The organism is Microbacterium sp. H1-D42 (genome assembly GCF_022637555.1).
GTDB lineage: Bacteria > Actinomycetota > Actinomycetes > Actinomycetales > Microbacteriaceae > Microbacterium.
This window is the reverse complement of sequence record NZ_CP093342.1, coordinates 2,231,179-2,244,884: the sequence shown is the minus strand read 5'-3', so window position 1 is coordinate 2,244,884 and position 13,706 is coordinate 2,231,179. Positions and strand designations below refer to the sequence as shown.

Here is a 13,706-nt window from a genome sequence, read left to right as displayed (position 1 = left end):
TCCTGGTGCCATGAACACGCTCATCCGGACCGAGGCGGTCGTCGTCGGCGGTGGGCCGGCAGGGCTGATGCTCGGCCTGCTGCTGGCACGACAAGGGCGCGACGTGACCGTCATCGAGAAGCACACCGACTTCCTGCGGGACTTCCGCGGCGATACCATCCATCCGGCGACTCAGGAGCTGCTCGGTGAGCTGGGCCTGCTGGATGAGCTGCTGGCTCGCCCGCACTCGGACATGGCGCGGATCGGGCTGAGCTGGCACGGTGTCGAGGTGCCGCTCGCCGACTTCTCACGGCTGCCCACTCGCCGAAAGGTGATGTGCTTCATGCCGCAATGGGACTTCCTCGACATCCTGGCTGATGCGGCGGCCAGGTACCCCGGCTTCCGGCTGCTGCGTTCGACGCGCGTCGAGAGCGTCCTGCGCGAAGGGGGTCGCATCGTCGGAGTGGTCGGCACAGGGCCCGACGGCGGGGTCACTGTCACCGGACGGCTCGTCATCGACGCATCCGGGCGCGATTCCGTGGTGCGTTCACTCGCGGGGATGCAGCTCAAGGGCATGGCTGCTGCGATGGATGTGCTCTGGTTTCGCCTGCCGAGGACGGCGGGGCAGAGGTTCCCGTTCATCCAGGCCGGTGCGGGCATGATCATCACCATCGAGCGGGAGGGGTTCTTCCAGATCGCCCATGTCATCCCCGCCGGTTCCTGGTCGGGATCGACGTCCGACCTCGCGCATCTGCGCCGGCGCCTGCGTCGGATTTCACCGCACCTCGCCGAGTCGATGGACCGCGAGGGGCTGCGGACCGCCGACATCCACCTGCTGCGCGTGCGGCTCGAGCGGCTTGTCCGCTGGCACACCGCCGGGATGCTGTGCATCGGCGATTCGGCGCATCCGATGTCGCCCGCAGGGGGAGTGGGGATCAATCTCGCCGTGCAAGACGCCGTGGCCACCGCGCGCATCCTCGCGCCGGTGCTCGCCCGGCGCGACCCAGGTGTCCGCGACCTGCGCAGGGTGCAGCGCCGACGTGCCTGGCCGGTCGTGCTGACCCAGGTGATCCAGCGTCGCGCACAGGGGCCGCTGCTGCGCGAGACCGGGCCCGATGCGCCCATGCCGCCTCTGCTGCGCACGATCCGACGGTTTCCTTGGCTGATTCACGTCACCGGACGGTTCATCGGGCTGGGAGCGCGCCCCGAGCACCTGTCCTGAGAGCCTCTCCGCGACGCGGACGGTGGGTTCACTCCTGCCGCGTGCCGCGATCGATGACCGGGATCGCCGCGAGCAGCGCCTTGGTGTAGTCCTGCTGGGGGCGCTGCAGCACGGCATGCGTCGTGCCGTGCTCGACGATCCGGCCGTCCTTCATCACCGCGACCGTGTCGCTGAGGTTCTGCACGAGCCCGATGTCGTGCGACACGAGGATGAGCGTCAGGCCCTCTTCGGCGCGCAGCTTCTCGAACAGCGTCAGCACCTGCGCCCGCACGGTCACATCCAGCGCCGACATCGGCTCGTCGCCGACGAGGATGCGCGGCCGGTGGGCGATCGCGCGGGCGATGGCGATGCGCTGTCGCTGTCCGCCGGAGAACTCGTGGGGATGGCGCTCGGCCATATCGGCCTCCAAGCCCACCTGCACGAGCACTTCGCGCACGCGGGCACGGTGGTCGCCTGGAACGTCCAGCGCCCACAGCGGCTCAGCGATGATCTGCCCTGCGCTCATGCGCGGATCGAGCGACGCGTACGGGTCCTGGAACACCAGCCCGGTCTGCCTCCGCAGCCAGTGCAGCGAGCGGGCGCGCGCGTCAGCATCCACTTCGCGTCCATCCACGACGACCCGGCCTGCAGTGGGCTGATCGAGACCGAGCAGCAGCCTGACCAGCGTCGACTTGCCTGATCCGGACTCGCCGATCAGCCCGAGCGACTCGCCATCGGCGATCTCGAGATCGGTGGGATGCAGGGCCACGTTGGAGCGGCCGGTTTCGAACAGGTGCCGCTTCGGGATCGGAAAGCTGCGACTGAGCCCTTCGGCACGGATCAGACTCATGATGCACCGCCTTCCGGCCGCCACAGGGTGGCCGTGGCATCACGCAGCAATGCCTGCGTCACGGGTGACGACGGCGTGGTCAGCAGCGTCTCGATCGGTGCCGTCTCCACCACATGGCCCTCGTCGAGCACGACGCCGTGGGTGGCGACTTGTGAGAGCACGGCGAGGTCGTGCGTGATGAACACCAGCGACATGCCCTGCTCGGAGACCAGCGAGAGCATCAATTGCAGGACCTCCGCCTGGATCGTCACATCCAGCGCGGTGGTCGGCTCGTCGGCGATGAGCAGTTTCGGGCGGCATGCGAGCGCCATGGCGATCGCGACGCGCTGGCGCTGCCCCCCTGACAGCTGATGGGGGTAGCGATCGATGATCGACTCCGGTTCCGGCAGGTGCACCCGCGCGGCCTCGGCGATCGCCCGTTCACGGGCTTCGCGGCGTCCGATGCGCTCGTGGATGCGCACCGCCTCGGCGATCTGGCGTCCGACAGTGCGGATCGGGTTCAGCGCGGTGCGCGGCTCTTGGAAGACCATGCCGATCTCGTCGCCGCGCAGCTCGGCGAGTCTGCGGTCGGGCATCCCCAGCAGTTCGGTGCCGTTCCATCGGATGCTGCCGTGCGCGCTCGCGCCCTCCGGCAGCAGCCCCAGCACCGCGAGCGCCGTCAGGGACTTGCCCGAACCGGACTCGCCGATCAGTCCGAGGCGCTGGCCGTCGGCGACCTCGAACGAGATGCCGTCCAGCACGCGTCGCCCGCCGATCTCGACGACCAGGTCGTTCACCTGCAGAGTCACGCCACCACCGACCCTTCACCGGCGAGCCCGGCTTGCACCTGCGCTGCGCGGCGTGACAGCGTCGGGTCCGTGGCTTCGCGCAGCGCGTCGCCGAGCAGGTTGAGTCCGAGCACGGTGATCGTGATCGCCAGGCCCGGCCACACCACTGTGAGCGGATGCACGCCGATGTAGCGCTGCAGGTCGGCGAGCAGCGTGCCCCAGGATGCCTCGGCCAGTGACGCACCGAAGCCCAGATACGACAGGCCCGCCTCGGCGAGAACGGCGACTGCCATCGACCAGGAGAGCTGCACGATGAACACCGGGGCGACGTTGGGCAGCAGATGCCGCAGCAGGTTCTGCGCTGTCGTCAGGCCGCTCGCCTTGGCCGCCAGCACGAAGTCGCTCTTCTGCACGCGGCGCAGCTCGGGGCGCGTGACGCGGGCGATGCTGACACCGAACCCGATGCCGACCGAGAACACCACCACCCACAGCGATCCGCCCCAGACGGCGGAGATCATCATGGCGATAATCAGCACGGGGAAGGCGATCAGGATGTCGACGAGCACGGCGACCGTCTCGCGCATCCACCGCGCTGTCAGCGCAGCGAGGGCGGCCAGCAGCACACCGACGATCGTGGCGATGACGCCAGCCCCGACCGCGACGAACACCGTGGTGCGGGCGCCGGCCATGAGCAGGCTGAGGATGTCGCGTCCCGTGCCGTCGGTACCGAGCAGATGCGGCCAGCCTGGCGGCTCCCAGCGATCGCGCACATTGGAGAGCATCGGATCGAACGGAGTCCAGAACAGCGAGACCAGCGCTGTGACGGCGATCAGCAGCACGACCGAGACGCCGAACCATCCTGTCGCGGACGACAGCAGCGCGCGCAGCCAGCGGGGCATCATGCGGCCTCCCTCTGACGCGGGTCGATGGCGTGGTGCACCAGGTCGACGACAAAGCCGATCACGAGCACGAAACCGGTGAGCACGAGCAGTTCGCTCTGCACCTTGATGAGATCGCGCGTGCCGACGTCGGCCACCAGCATCCGCCCGATTCCGGGCAGGGTGAACAGCTGCTCGATCACGACCGAGCCGACGATGATGCCCGCCACCTGCAGACCGAGCACGGTGACGATCGACAGGCCTACCGCCGGGATGCCGTGTTGCACAAGGGCCTGTCGCCGGGTCAGGCCCTTGGCGGCCGCGGTGCGGACGAAGTCCTCGCCAGCGGCCTGCAGGGTGGCGCTGCGCACGAAACGCATGAGCATCGCCCCCTCGACCAGGCCGATCGTCAGGGCCGGAAGCAGCAGCGATTCGAACGCCTTCGCCGGAATCGCCCAACCGCTGCGGGGAAATCCCTGCGCCGGCAGCCACCCCAGCCAGTGCGCGAACACGACCACCAGGATCATGCCCGCCCAGATCACCGGCACTGCAGCTATCGCCTGTGCGCCGACGCTCATCGCCGTGCCTCCTGCGCGGCCGCGCAGCAGGGCGGAGATGATCCCGAACGGCACGGCGATCAGCAGCGCGATGGTCATCGCAATCAGCCCCAGCGGCACAGTGACTCTGGACTTCTCCAACAGTTCGGCGCTGACGGAGGTACCGCTGAGCTGAGAGGTGCCGAGGTCGCCGCGGAACACACCGCCGATCCACCCCAGGTACTGCACGATCAGGGGCTGGTTCAGCCCCAGCGACTCACGCAGCGCCTCGACGGTCTCGGGGCTCGCCTGCGTGCCGGCGATCAGCTGTGCCACATCTCCCGGCAGCACGCGCAGTGTCAGGAAGATGACCACGCTCGACACGAGGAGCCCTGCGATCAACAGGGCTCCTCGTGTGAGCGCGTAGCGGAGCACCGGTCAGTCTGCGGTCTTGGTGACGCCCGCGAGGTTGATGCGGGAGTTGATCGAGTCCTCGGGGAAGCCGGAGACGCCTGGGATCAGCGCGGTCAGCGTCTCGCCGGTGTACAGCCAGTCCGCCGCGTGATCCTCAGACACGATTCGGGCGGCCTTGGCCAACAGGTCGGCCGACTTGTCGGGGTCGATCTCGGCCTGCGACTGCGCGTACAGCTTCTGCACCTCGGCGTTGTCGTAGTTGAAGTAGTAGTCCGGGTTCGCCCAGTTACCGAAGTCACGCGGCTCGACGTGCAGCACGAAGCTCAGCTCGTAGTCGTGGTTCGTGTACACGTCCTCGAGCCAGGTGGCGAACTCCACGCGATTGACCTCCAGAGAGACGCCCACCTTGGCGAAGTCCGAGATCAGCACCTGAGCCACGGTCGTGCCGTAGAAAGACGGAATCGTCAGCGTGAGGTCGAGCTTCTCGTGGCCCGCTTCCTTCAACAGGGCCTTCGCCTTGGCCGGGTCGTACGGCACCAGGTCGGAGAGGTCCTCGTATCCAGGGTCGAGCTCGGGGATGGGCCCGAACTGGGTCTGGCCGGCGCCGACGGCTTCGACCAGCGCTTCATGATCGATGGCAAGGCGCAGCGCCTCGCGCACCTTCACATCGTTCAGCGGAGCCTTCGCGTTGTTGAATGCCAGGGTCGCCTTGTCGGTGGTGCGACCGGTGGTGATGCGGAACTCGCCGCTGTCCTCCAGCTGCGATACGAGGTTCGGGTCGACGGCCGTCAGCACATCGACCGATCCATCGAGCGCGGCGTTCACCCCAGCGGTGAAATCGGGAATGTACTGGAAGACGACTTCACCGACGGTGGCCGCGTCACCCCAGTACTCGCCGAACCGGTCGAAGGTGATGGCGCTGCCCTTGGCCCAGCGCTTCAGCACGAATGGGCCGGTGCCGTTCTCTGCGGTCTTCAGATCAGTCGTGTCGCCCTTCTTGAACACCAGCCCGGCAGGGCCTGTGAGCGTGAACAGGAAGTTCTGCTCGGGCTGCGCGAGGGTGATCACGACGGTCGTCGGGTCGGGCGCGGTGATCGCGGTCACTCCGGCGAACTCCGCGTTGCCCTGCACAGTGGCATCCGACTTGACCGTCTGGTAGGAGGCGACCACATCGGCGGAGGTGAGTGCGGCGCCGTCGTGGAAGGTGATGCCCTCGTTCAGCGTGAAGGTGTACGTGAGCCCATCGGGCGAGATCTCGTGCGCGCTGGCGAGACGGTCGGTGATCTCGTTGTCCTGGGTGCGGGTCACCAGGCCTTCGTAGATGTTGTCGACGAGGATCTGCTCGAGCGCGGCTCCGCTGGTGTGCCGGATGTCGAGGTTGGTCGGCTCGAGCACCAGGCCGACAGTGAGGGTGGCATCGGGGTCGGACTTGCCGGTCGCGGTGGGCGTCGGCTCGGGCGAGCTTCCGGCGCAGGCGGTCAGCACGAGGGCGCCGGCCGCGAGCAGGGCGATCGCGGCCAGGCGGGCCGATCGACGTGCGGTGGTGAAGGAATGCAAGGTCAGTCCTCTCGGGATGCTGTGTCGCGCCGCTCGGGTCAGCGGTGCGCTCGATTCAGGGCGTCGGAGGCGAGGGTGGCTATGGTGCCCGGCGCTGTCTCCTGAACGTTGTGGCCGGCGTCGACGGTGACGACGGATGCCGCAGGCAGCCTGCGGGAGAACTCTGCGACGTCGGCGTCCTGCAGGAAGCCGTGGGTGCCGCGCACGAGGGTGACGGGCGCGGTGACGGCAGCGAGGTCGGCCCACGGGTCGGTGTCGGATGCCCGATTGGCGGTGTTCAGCGCGTCGAAGGCGTGTCCGATGATCTGTGCGAAGTGGTGCTTCCACTCCACCCTGCCGTCGGCGCGGACCCTGGTGTTGAAGAAGACCCCGCGCTCGGTGTCCTCTCGGGTCCCGCCGAAGCCGAAGGCCTCGGCGCGCTGGACGGCGGCCTCGCGGGAGTCGAAGTCAGTGACCTGGTAGAAGTCGCGCAGCACGGCGGGGGCGGCGTCCGTGTCGAGCCCTGGCGCCACGTCGACGATCACGAGTTCGCTGACGAGTTCGGGATGCTGGGCAGCGATCACCGCGGCGGTGAGTCCTCCCAGCGAATGGCCGATGAGCACCTGCGGCTGCGAGGTCCACTCCCGCATGGCGTGGGCGATGTCGGCTGCGAGGGCGCTGGGGGAGTATACGAGATCCTCGCGCCACGTGGAATCGCCGTGGCCGGCGAGGTCGATCGCCAGTGTCGGATGCCCGAGAAGCAGCGACACTGTGTCCCAGGTGTGGGCGTTGAGGCCGGCACCGTGCAGGAGTGTCACCTGAGGGCCGGAGTCGCCGAACCGCAGTGCGCTCAACTCGCGGCCGTCGGGCAGCGTGTGCGTCACGCGCTTTGCTGCGGGAACGGCCGTGCCGAGCGTCCCCGCCTGGGCAGGGAGGTAGCGGAACTCATCGGTGTCGTGTACCACGGCGATATTCTCCTATCGGACGGGGGCCGGCGGGAAATGCGGGATCAGAATGCCAGAGCAATCGGCGTAACATTTAGCAGAACAGCATGTATAGCTGAGAAGTGATTGGCTGTTTGCATTTCGCTGGCCGTCTCTCTGGGTGCTGCTCTCGCTTAGGCTGGATGCATGATTCACTCGCGTCGATCCCGGTTCCATCGATGACGGTCATCAGCATCCCCGGTGTCGCCAACCTGCGAGACGTCGGCGGCATTCCCGTGGGAGCGGACCGTGTGCGCGGCGGGCGGCTGCTGCGCTCCGGACAGCTCGCTCGCCTGACGCCGGAGGGAGAGATGCTGCTGCGCGAGAGGGTGGACCGCGTCGTCGACCTGCGAGATGACAGTGAGGTCACAGCCGAGCCGTCCGCACTGACCGATGTGTCGACGGTTCGGATCCCGCTGTTCCTCGGCTCGGCCGCGTCGTTCTTCGACGAGGACATGGACCTCGCCGGGATGTACCGCCACCTCGTCTACGACGCGTCCGATCGGCTCGCGGAGGCCGTGCGGGTGATCGCTGCCGGAGAGTCCACGCTCGTGCACTGCACGGTGGGCAAGGATCGCACCGGAGTCACTGTGGCCCTGGCGCTGAGCGCCGTCGGCGCGGATCGGGATGCTGTCGTCGCAGACTACGCACTCACCGCGTCGCAGCTGCCGGCAGCACGCAACCGTGCCGTGATCGAGTACTTCCGGGCACATCTGCCGGATGCGCGGCACGCGATCCAGCTCGCGACCGAGTCGCCGGCGCCGGTGATGGCCGAACTGCTGACCGAGATCGATGAGCGGTACGGATCGGCCGCTGAGTACCTTCGAGATGCGGGTCTTTCGGGTAGAGAGCTCGACGCGCTGCGCGCTGCACTGGTCGAGTGACCTTCCAAGGAAGGTAAGGCAAGCCTTTGTAAGGTGTAGACTCGACTCATCATGAGCACCGCTACGACTGTCGCCGGCACCAGAGCCGCACGCCGCGCATCCCGTCGTCCGCAGGTGCAGCACCTGCTCACCGCCGATGAGAACTCGCTCGCCGAGCTCGAGGTCGTACTGGCGACGCTTCCGCTGTGTGCGGTCGGCCGCGTGTTCATCGAAGTGCCGGAGTCCGAGGACGTCAGCGTCGTCACCGCGCCGCCGAGGATGACCGTCACGTGGCTGCCGCGATCGCGGCGTGCCGGCGCCATGGGCAGCGGCCGTCGCTGCGCGACGGGTGAGGCACTGACTCGCGCTGCGGTGGCCTGGGCGGACGAGATGCTGTGCGACGAGTCCGAGGCGACCATGCGCACAGAGGTCACGCTGCTGGGAGACTTCCTCAGCACGGCAGATATCGTCGAGCATCTCACCGAGCGCCACGGAATGGACCTCGCGGCGATCCACGCGCCAGAGCGCTACGGGCTGCCCGTCCGCTGAGACCGCTGGCGGCGCACGTAGCCGCCGTCCTCCAGTCCCGCTTCGATCTCGAAGCGATTGCGCAGCGGGTTGCGCCCTGCGAACAGGTAAAGCACGGGCATCAGGAAGCCGTATCGCAGCCACTGCTGCTTGTGCACGGCCTCGTGCCGCAGCACCGCCTCTGACGGCGCAGCGTCCCCGGTCAGGAAGCATCCGCCGACGCAGACGCCGCCGCGCATGAAAGCCCACTTGGGCAGTCCGCGGAAGACCCACAGTCCGTGGTGACGTTCCACAGGTCCTGTGCTCCACAGCGACCCCCACAGCCAGCCGACGGAGGTGCCCCACCAGTAGCCGAGACGGCTGATCGGCGATCGCAGCAGGACCGCCGGTATGCGTCGGTCGAACCGTCGTCCGCGCTGCAGGATGCGCTCGGCCTCGGGCCGCCAGTCTTCGCTCATGCGCCTGCGCTGCTCATGCCACGGCGCCGATCAGGCGCAGGATCGCGCCCATGTCGTGCACCGCATCTTCTGGATCGCGCGGCGCGAAACCGGCGATCGTCGCCCCGGCCAGCGGCACGCGCTCGCGCACCCTCTTGATCACCGCGACTAGCGCGGCGGTGGTGACTCCGAACGGTGCGGCATCCGAGACGCCGGTGAACTCGGCGGGATCGAGCACATCGACATCGATGTGCACCCAGACGCGTGCGGCGCCGGTCGCCGAGACGGCTGCCGCGATCGCATCCGCATTCTCGATGTCGGCGGAGGTGAAAGTGGTCAGCCGCGCGAGTTCGTCCTCTTCGGCGGGATCGATGTTGCGCGCAGCGAGCACGATCACCCGCTCACGCGCGACGCCGGGTGACAGCGCGAGCTGCGGCTCGCCCTCGCCGAGGATCGCGCGCAGAGCCATGCCGGAGAACGCGCCTGACGGCGAAGACCCTGGGTGGTGCAGATCGCCGTGGGCGTCGCACCACAGCACTGCGAGGTCAGAGGTGTCGAGCGCCGACAGGGCGAAAGCGCTCACGCTGCAGTCGCCGCCGATCACGACCGCGGTGTCATCGGCAGCGGCCATGCCCTCGCGCAGCAGTTCGCGCACGCGCAGCAGAGAACTGAGGCGGTGCACTCCAGTGCCGAGTGCCTCGCCGGCCTCCAGTGGCACATCCAGGATGGTGGTGTCGCGGCGGGGCAGGTCGCCGGAGATGGCGGCGGCGCCGTCGACGAGCAGCATCGCGCGGGCTGAGGGGGAGCCCTGCCATTGCGGGGCTATCAGAAATCGGGTCATGTGGTTCTCCGTGTGGAGAGAGGAGGGGTGGGTGCGGTACAGCGCCCACCCCTCGGGATCACTCGGATTCGAGGGCCGCCTGCGGCTTGCCGCCGGCCTTCAGCGCGGCGAGCCGTGCTTCGACCTCGGTGAGCTCACCGAGGTCCTCGAGGCTCTCGAACTGAGCGTCGAGCGACGAAGCGGCGATCTCGGCCTTGCCCTGGGCAAGCGCCTCCTGTCGGCGGATCTTGTCCTCGAAGCGGCCCAGCTCGCTGGTCGGGTCGAGCACGTTGATCGAGCCGATGGCATCCTGCACCTTGGTCTGCGCCTCGGCGACCTTGGCGCGGGCGAGCAGTTCGCTGCGCTTGGTCTTCAGCTCACCGAGCTTGTCCTTCATGCCGTTGAGGCCGGACTTCAGCTTGTCGACGATCTCGGTCTGGGTGGCGATCTGCGGTTCGGCGGACCGGGCCTCGCTCTCAGCGCTGATCTGGCGCTGCAGGGCGATCTTGGCGAGGTTGTCGAACTTGTCGGCGTCGGCCGTGTGGCCGGAGCCACGCAGCTCATCAGCCTTGCGGCTGGCGGCGATCGCCTTGTTGCCCCAGTCCTTTGCGGACTGCACGTCCTCCTGGTGGTCGCGCTCGAGAAGACGCAGGTTGCCGATCGTCTCGGCGATCGCCGACTCGGCCTCGGCGATGTTGTTGGTGTAATCGCGCACGAGCTGGTCGATCATCTTCTGCGGGTCCTCGGCGGAGTCGAGGAGCGAGTTGATGTTCGCGCGGACGAGAGTCGAGATGCGCCCGAAGATGGACTGCTTGGTCATAGGTTGTTCCTTTCAGAGGGACAGTGCATGTCGCATGGTCGTGTCGGTGTGGATGGTGTCGGAACAGGTCAGAAACGACCACCTCCGGAGCGGCCGCTGCGGCCGCCGCCTGAACGGCCGCCACCGAAGCCGGAACTGCGGAATCCGCCGCCGCCGCTGGAGCGCCAGCCGCCGCCGGAAGAGCCTCGGGACGATCCACCGCCGGCGATCAATCCGCCGATGATGCCGCCGATGATGTCGCCGGTGATCCCGGAGCCACCGCTGGATCCGCCGCCGAACGGGCCGCTGCCCCAGTCGTCCGAGGACGCCTGCCTGGAGTAGCTGTCCGCATCGCTGCGCGCGTAGTACGACGCCTGGCGGGCGAGCTCGAGAGAGCGGCTCGCGGCGGCGAGCGCATCCTTCTCATCGGTCGCCTGCAGGCCGATCGCCTCGTTCAGAGCGGACTCGGCCTGTGAGAGACGGGTGCGCGCGGTCGAGCCGATGGTTCCGCGACGCGTCTCGATGAACGAGCGCGCCGAGCGCACTTCGGAATTCGCCTGCGTCAGGGTCTGCGCGAGCAGGTTCTTCTGCCGCTGCGCCTGCGCGACGGCTTCGTGCCCCTGGGCGATGGCGGCATCGATCTGCGCGTTCGCGGCCGTCAGTGCCTCGAGCGCGCGCTGCGGGCTGCGTCCTGCCCCCGTGAGGTCGGTCTGCGCCTGCTGCAGCTGCTGCGCCGTGGTGGCGGCGGCGGATGCCAGCGCCCCGCCGGCATCGGGCAGTGTGCCTGCTGTCGCGATGTCGGTCTGCAGCTCGGCGATGAGCGCACGCGCCTGGGACTCGATGTTCTTCAGTTCGTCGCCGAGCGTGGCGATCGCCTGCGCGAGCTGCATCGCCTGTGCGACGGACTGCTCGGCGGTGCGGATGCCGAATGCGGCAGGTCCGGTCTCGCCCTCGGCGATGGACTTCGCGGCGGCGTCGATCGCGCGATCGGCCAGCGCGGCACGCTCCTGCGCCTGCTCCGGGTTGTCGGCCACCGTGCTCAGCGCGTCGGCGTCGTACTCAGCACGCAGCGCTTCCAGCGCGGGCGCGGCGCCGGCGAGCACAGAATCGAGGGCTGCGCGTTCGGCACGCACGCGCTCGAGTTCCTGCGGGGCGTTCTGCTGCAGCGCGCGCAGCGCGTCGAATGCCTCGGTGTTGGCGTCGAGCAGATCATCGATCTCGTCGCAGAGCTGGATGATGCGGATGTTCCAAGCGCGTCGATCGTGGATCGTGTCCTCGATCTCGTCGTCGAGCTTCTGTTTGAGGCCGAACGCCTCGGACATCTTGGCCTGAGCGGACTCGATGACCTGAGTGAACTCCTCGGTCGCCTGGTCGCCGAACTGGGCGATCGCGAACCCGAGCTCCTCACGGCTGGAGGTGATCGCGTCATCGGCCTGCACCAGTGCAGAGCCGGCCTGGGTCTGCACCTGCTCGTCGGTGAGCGTGGAGAACGGGTTGTTCGGGTCTGGCTTCTCAGGCATCGCGCCGCGGGCGCGGATGGCCGCCTCGCGGCGGCGCTTGCGCACCGACCGCACGAGGAGCCAGATGATGAGCACCACGACGGCGATCGCGAGGAGCACCAGCAGGATCCGCATCATTCCGGCGCCGCCGTCGCCCTGGACCTCATCGGCGGCCAGTGCGATCGCTCCACTCCAGTCGTTCTGGGCGAGCAGAGGCTGGATCTTCTCCTCGATGGCATCCAGCTGACTGTTGGTGAGCGGGCCGCCCGTGGCAGCCGAGATGTAGTACGCGCGCTGCTCGGTCGCGATCGCGAGCAGGTACTGCTCTGGGCCGAGGTTGTTCTGCGCAGCGACAGTGTCAGCCCACTCGATGCGGTCCGACGGCGAGGTGAACTCGTCGACGAGCACGACGAACAGATCCGCAGACGAGTTGTCGCTGAGCTCCTGAAGGCGGGCTTCGGCGGCATCCTCCTGCGCGGGGGAGAGCGCACCGACCACGTCGGTGACATAGCCCGCGTCGAGCGTGACCGGGTCGGTCGCAGCAGCCGCGGATGCGGTGAAGACACCGATCGTCGCGGCCAGCACCAGTGCGGCAGACGTCAGCCACCGTGTTCGCATCGTGTTCCCTCCGACCGGCAGCCGCGCCCCCATGCGACGAGTCTATGCATTCGCGCCGACACGCGACAGCATCCGCGGGCTGTTCGGCGTTCGCCGTCAGCGCAGACACATACGCTGGATGGCATGGACGACAGATACAGCGCCGACGTGCTCGCAGAGGGGTGGCGTGACCGCGACCGGGTGAAGGCCGCCGACGTCGCCGCGGTGAAGGACCTCGTCGTGGAAGTCGCCGACGACGGCTACTGCGGCGCGATCACGCGCGTCGAGGCTGGCCTGGTCGAGCTGGAGGACTGGAAGGGCAGACGGCGCAGCTTTCCGCTCGGCGCCGGATTCCTGATCGAGGGCAGGCCAGTGCGCCTGGTGGTGGAGGCCAGGCAGCAGAACGGCACCCGGCGCACGGCATCCGGGTCCTTCGTCGCCGCCGACGACCGAGCTCGCACCGCGCTGCCCAGCCGCATCCTCGTGGAGGGTCGCCACGATGCCGAGCTCGTGGAGAAGGTCTGGGGCGCAGACCTGCGCGTCGAGGGCGTCGTCGTGGAGTACCTGCAGGGCATCGACAAGCTCGATGAGCTGCTGGCCGAGGCGCCGCCCACCGCGACCCGCCGATACGGCGTACTCGTCGACCACCTCGTCGCAGGCTCCAAAGAGACGCGGATCGTCGACCAGATCATGCGCGGCCCGCACGGCGCAAACCTGAAGATCGTCGGACACCCCTACATCGATGTGTGGCAGTGCGTCACGCCTGCGGCGATGGGCATCCGCGCGTGGCCGCAGATCCCGCGCGGCACCGACTGGAAGACGGGCATCTGCCAGGCCTTCGGCTGGCCGGCCGAGGACCAGACCGACATCGCGCACGCGTGGCAGCGCATCCTGGCTCGTGTCACGACCTTCCGCGATCTGGAGCCGGCGCTGCTGGGGCGGGTCGAGGAGCTCATCGACTTCGTGACTGATCCCTCGAACGCCGATCCCTCCAGTGCCGAAGCGGCCGGTCGATGAGC

The 13,706-nt window shown here is 68.3% G+C and carries 14 protein-coding genes; 4 read left to right on the top strand and 10 right to left on the bottom strand.

The features are described 5' to 3' along the window. Positions 1–10: 10 nt before the first annotated feature. On the top strand, positions 11–1,201 hold the full coding sequence (locus tag MNR00_RS10750) for an FAD-dependent monooxygenase (RefSeq protein WP_241925922.1): 1,191 nt from the start codon (positions 11–13) through the stop codon (positions 1,199–1,201). Positions 1,202–1,229: 28 nt separating this feature from the next. Here the strand turns inward: MNR00_RS10750 and MNR00_RS10745 are convergent, their stop codons facing one another. Genes MNR00_RS10745 through MNR00_RS10720 form a run of 6 tightly spaced genes read right to left on the bottom strand, consistent with a single transcriptional unit; the run spans position 1,230 to position 7,126 of the window. Next, positions 1,230–2,030 (bottom strand): ATP-binding cassette domain-containing protein, encoded by an 801-nt coding sequence (locus MNR00_RS10745; RefSeq protein ID WP_241925921.1) that lies wholly within the window; start codon positions 2,028–2,030, stop codon positions 1,230–1,232. Beyond that, positions 2,027–2,818 (bottom strand): ABC transporter ATP-binding protein, encoded by a 792-nt coding sequence (locus MNR00_RS10740; RefSeq protein ID WP_241925920.1) that lies wholly within the window; start codon positions 2,816–2,818, stop codon positions 2,027–2,029. Before MNR00_RS10740 ends, MNR00_RS10745 begins: the two co-directional genes overlap by 4 nt. After that, positions 2,815–3,696: an ABC transporter permease gene (locus MNR00_RS10735; protein WP_241928823.1), complete on the bottom strand. Its 882-nt coding sequence runs from the start codon at positions 3,694–3,696 to the stop codon at positions 2,815–2,817. Before MNR00_RS10735 ends, MNR00_RS10740 begins: the two co-directional genes overlap by 4 nt. Then, positions 3,696–4,646 carry an ABC transporter permease gene (locus MNR00_RS10730; RefSeq protein ID WP_241925919.1) on the bottom strand — a complete coding sequence of 317 codons (951 nt, stop codon included), beginning with the start codon at positions 4,644–4,646 and terminating at the stop codon, positions 3,696–3,698. The genes MNR00_RS10735 and MNR00_RS10730 overlap by 1 nt, the downstream gene beginning before the upstream one ends. 3 nt (positions 4,647–4,649) lie before the next feature. Then, entirely contained in the window at positions 4,650–6,182 is a 1,533-nt protein-coding gene (locus MNR00_RS10725) for an ABC transporter substrate-binding protein (RefSeq protein WP_241925918.1), read from the bottom strand. A 38-nt stretch (positions 6,183–6,220) separates the two neighbouring features. Next, the gene (locus MNR00_RS10720) at positions 6,221–7,126 is read right to left on the bottom strand and encodes an alpha/beta hydrolase (RefSeq protein WP_241925917.1); all 906 of its coding nucleotides are present in this window, start codon (positions 7,124–7,126) and stop codon (positions 6,221–6,223) included. Positions 7,127–7,287: 161 nt separating this feature from the next. Here MNR00_RS10720 and MNR00_RS10715 point away from each other — a divergent pair, with 161 nt between their 5' ends. Together MNR00_RS10715 and MNR00_RS10710 are read left to right on the top strand one after the other, a co-directional pair. Beyond that, the gene (locus MNR00_RS10715) at positions 7,288–8,028 is read left to right on the top strand and encodes a tyrosine-protein phosphatase (protein ID WP_241925916.1); all 741 of its coding nucleotides are present in this window, start codon (positions 7,288–7,290) and stop codon (positions 8,026–8,028) included. A 51-nt stretch (positions 8,029–8,079) separates the two neighbouring features. After that, entirely contained in the window at positions 8,080–8,556 is a 477-nt protein-coding gene (locus MNR00_RS10710) for an SIP domain-containing protein (RefSeq protein WP_241925915.1), read from the top strand. On the opposite strand, the gene MNR00_RS10705 is transcribed toward MNR00_RS10710, so the two are convergent. The 4 genes from MNR00_RS10705 to MNR00_RS10690 form a co-directional block, all read right to left on the bottom strand. Further along, positions 8,535–8,993: a Fe-S oxidoreductase gene (locus tag MNR00_RS10705; protein WP_241925914.1), complete on the bottom strand. Its 459-nt coding sequence runs from the start codon at positions 8,991–8,993 to the stop codon at positions 8,535–8,537. The two genes, MNR00_RS10710 and MNR00_RS10705, sit on opposite strands and share 22 nt — an antisense overlap. 13 nt (positions 8,994–9,006) lie before the next feature. Beyond that, positions 9,007–9,813: an arginase family protein gene (locus MNR00_RS10700; protein WP_241925913.1), complete on the bottom strand. Its 807-nt coding sequence runs from the start codon at positions 9,811–9,813 to the stop codon at positions 9,007–9,009. A gap of 58 nt (positions 9,814–9,871) precedes the next feature. After that, positions 9,872–10,612, bottom strand: coding sequence for a PspA/IM30 family protein (locus MNR00_RS10695; RefSeq protein ID WP_241925912.1), 741 nt, complete (start codon positions 10,610–10,612; stop codon positions 9,872–9,874). A gap of 68 nt (positions 10,613–10,680) precedes the next feature. Then, a complete protein-coding gene (locus MNR00_RS10690) occupies positions 10,681–12,741 on the bottom strand; it encodes a TPM domain-containing protein (protein WP_241925911.1) in 2,061 nt (686 codons plus the stop codon). A 90-nt stretch (positions 12,742–12,831) separates the two neighbouring features. Between MNR00_RS10690 and MNR00_RS10685 the strand changes: the two genes are divergently transcribed. After that, positions 12,832–13,704, top strand: coding sequence for a DUF3097 domain-containing protein (locus MNR00_RS10685; protein WP_241925910.1), 873 nt, complete (start codon positions 12,832–12,834; stop codon positions 13,702–13,704). The last annotated feature ends 2 nt before the right edge of the window (positions 13,705–13,706 follow it).

Bases quoted from the DNA above. Each gene is read 5' to 3' on its own strand.
- MNR00_RS10695 (WP_241925912.1), bottom strand. From the start codon at position 10,612: ATGACCAAGCAGTCCATCTTCGGGCGCATCTCGACTCTCGTCCGCGCG.
- MNR00_RS10690 (WP_241925911.1), bottom strand. From the start codon at position 12,741: ATGGGGGCGCGGCTGCCGGTCGGAGGGAACACGATGCGAACACGGTGG.
- MNR00_RS10745 (WP_241925921.1), bottom strand. From the start codon at position 2,030: ATGAGTCTGATCCGTGCCGAAGGGCTCAGTCGCAGCTTTCCGATCCCG.
- MNR00_RS10705 (WP_241925914.1), bottom strand. From the start codon at position 8,993: ATGAGCGAAGACTGGCGGCCCGAGGCCGAGCGCATCCTGCAGCGCGGA.
- MNR00_RS10715 (WP_241925916.1), top strand. From the start codon at position 7,288: ATGCATGATTCACTCGCGTCGATCCCGGTTCCATCGATGACGGTCATC.
- MNR00_RS10685 (WP_241925910.1), top strand. From the start codon at position 12,832: ATGGACGACAGATACAGCGCCGACGTGCTCGCAGAGGGGTGGCGTGAC.
- MNR00_RS10710 (WP_241925915.1), top strand. From the start codon at position 8,080: ATGAGCACCGCTACGACTGTCGCCGGCACCAGAGCCGCACGCCGCGCA.
- MNR00_RS10700 (WP_241925913.1), bottom strand. From the start codon at position 9,813: ATGACCCGATTTCTGATAGCCCCGCAATGGCAGGGCTCCCCCTCAGCC.
- MNR00_RS10735 (WP_241928823.1), bottom strand. From the start codon at position 3,696: ATGCCCCGCTGGCTGCGCGCGCTGCTGTCGTCCGCGACAGGATGGTTC.
- MNR00_RS10750 (WP_241925922.1), top strand. From the start codon at position 11: ATGAACACGCTCATCCGGACCGAGGCGGTCGTCGTCGGCGGTGGGCCG.